A 2,352-nucleotide genomic window follows, 5' to 3' on the forward strand; every position below is an offset into this window, starting at 1 on the left:
CCTGGAAGGTGAAGTGAACGGGGATCACCATGCCCTGTGTGGCGGCCAACACGACCGCGAGTGTTACCCCCAGCAGGAGCATTGCGCGCAGCAGCGGCGAGCGGAACAGGATCACCAGTCCGAGGAACAGCGATCCGGCTCGCCGGGTCGTCGCCGCGCCGTCGCGTTCCCGCGGATGCGCCGTTGCCCTTGACGGGACGGCAAAGGTCAGGATGGCCGCCAGCGCTGCCGTACCGGAGGTGACCCACAACACCGCCACCGGTTCCAGGGCCGCGACGAGAATCCCCGCGATCGCCGGGCCCAACAGCAGGGCCACCCCCGCCAGCGATTCTCGCAGACCGATAAGTCGGGCCGGATCGATGCCGGCGGCTCTGGCGATCGCCGGAACCATCGCCTCCCGGGCGGTGATACCGGGAACATCTCCGAAGGAGCTCAAGACAGCCACCACGATGAACCACCCCAGGCTCAACCCGACCGTGAGGTCGATGATCGGCAGGATGAGCAACGCCACAGCCGAGATGACATCGGAGAGAATCGCGGCCGTCCGACGGTTGATCCGGTCGACAAGCGAGCCCATGAGAAGCCCTGCGAGGGCGGCGGGCACCGCCGCCGCGATCGCTACGGCCCCGGCGCCAAGTGGGCTGCCGGTGGTGAACAGCACCAGCAGTGGCAGAGCGATGCCGGTGACCGAGTTGCCCAGCAACGAGGTGCCGAACGAGGTCAGGTAGAAGAAGGCGATCCGTGTCATGCGACAAGGAAAAACTATGACGTCGCGTCATAGTCAAGTTCGCGTGACAGTACGTCTCGACCGGCCGAGAACAGGACCGTCGCCTGACCGCGCGGCGTCGCCGCCGGACAAGCATTCCGCCGCCGGACCAGTTCGAGTAGCGTCGGCATCATGACCACCGCCGAGAAGGCCACCACCCTGAAGGCGCTCCACGAGGCGCCCGAGATCCTCCGCGTCGTCAACGTCTGGGACGCGATCAGCACTCGCACCGTCGCGGACCTGCCCAGCACACGCGTGATCGGTACCGCCGGGCACTCGATCGCCGCAAGCCACGGATTCGCGGACGGTGAGATTCCCCTCGATGTCGCGCTGTCGGCGTTGACTCGGATCGTGCAGGCGACCGACCTGCCCGTTACTGCTGACCTGGACGCTGGCTTCGGGGATCCGGGCGAGTCCGTCCGCCGAGCGATCGGAGTCGGCGTCGTCGGCGCGAACGTCGAGGACCGGCTGGTTCCGCTGACGGAAGCGGTGGCGAACGTCGAAACCATCGTGCAGGTCGCGGAGCAGGAGGGCATCGCCTTCCAGCTCAACGCCCGCACCGACGCGATCGTGCGTGGCGGCGACCGCCCACTTTCCGAGAGCCTGGACGACGCGGTCGAGCGTGGCCGAGCCTTTCTCGACGCCGGTGCAAGCCTCGTGTTCGTGCCCGGAGTCCTCGACCGGGATTCCACCGAGCGCCTCGTCGCGGGCCTCGGAGAGCGCAAGCTCAGTGTCATCGGCCTGCCGGGCGCGCTGTCCGCGGCCGAGTACGAATCATTGGGCGTCGCCCGCATCTCCTACGGGCCGCTCACCCAGCGCGTGGCACTGCGCGCATTGCGGGATGTCGCCGAGGATCTCTACGCGAACCGCGCCATCCCGAAGGACACCCCGGCACTCAACTGAGACACCGGCCGCAACGGCTTTCCAGTGACCGGACTATCTATGCGGGAGAGCGGCCGAGGCGACGATGACGTTGTTCACACGATGGTCGCGGTGATGGTGCGCGTGACAGCCTCTGCCGTAGCACCCGCACCCCAGTTGCCTTCCTTGAGCTCCTCGGCGCGGGCGATGACCGTTGAGGTCCACGGGATATCGCGGTCGAATTGGGGCAGCGTTCCGCTGCCGTAGAGGAGCGCAGCGAGTGCAGCGTCCCGGACCGTGGGTTTCACACTGTCGACGAGCACGGCGCGGACGCCGGCCATCAGTCCATCGCGGCGCCCACTGTCGCCCTCCGCATAAACAGAGGTCTTGAAAAGGCCGAACGTCGTGCGCGTGCTACGGCGGAGGTCCCCGCGCTTCACGAGTCGATCCAGCAACGGCTCACGCAGGGTCGGCCCCGTCGCGGCCAGGACAGTCTGCACGCTCCGGGCCTTGTCCGCGACATACTCCCGGCTCGCGCGGAGGAGCTGGTCCGAGGGCGGGTTGTCAGCGACGGCCTCCACGGCCATGGTCCCTAACCGCCCAGTTTCCGTCCGGACGTGACTGGCAAGCCCGAGGTCCGCGAGCACCGCCCCGGCGAGCGCATAGTACAAAGTGCCTTCCCCCGCGATACTCCCCGTCCCGGTCTGACGACCGGAACTCGGCTG

At 67.7% G+C, this 2,352-nt stretch carries 3 protein-coding genes; 1 reads left to right on the top strand and 2 read right to left on the bottom strand.

What is annotated here, in order from left to right; translation table 11 throughout:
- Positions 1-748 (bottom strand): MFS transporter (locus ELR45_RS29075; RefSeq protein ID WP_129669484.1); only part of this gene is annotated, 748 nt, incomplete at its 3' end.
- A 150-nt stretch (positions 749-898) separates the two neighbouring features.
- On the opposite strand from ELR45_RS29075, the gene ELR45_RS29080 reads away from it, so the two are divergent.
- A complete protein-coding gene (locus tag ELR45_RS29080; RefSeq protein WP_129669423.1) occupies positions 899-1,669 on the top strand; it encodes an isocitrate lyase/PEP mutase family protein in 771 nt (256 codons plus the stop codon).
- Positions 1,670-1,743: 74 nt separating this feature from the next.
- Here ELR45_RS29080 and ELR45_RS29085 read toward each other — a convergent pair.
- A partial coding sequence (locus ELR45_RS29085; RefSeq protein ID WP_205857494.1) for a GOLPH3/VPS74 family protein occupies positions 1,744-2,352 on the bottom strand: 609 nt, incomplete at its 5' end.

The organism is Phytoactinopolyspora endophytica, from assembly GCF_004138495.1.
GTDB lineage: Bacteria > Actinomycetota > Actinomycetes > Jiangellales > Jiangellaceae > Phytoactinopolyspora > Phytoactinopolyspora endophytica.

What these genes read in the sequence shown, in the direction of transcription:
- ELR45_RS29080 (WP_129669423.1), top strand. Translation starts at nt 899, where the DNA reads ATGACCACCGCCGAGAAGGCCACCACCCTGAAGGCGCTCCACGAGGCG.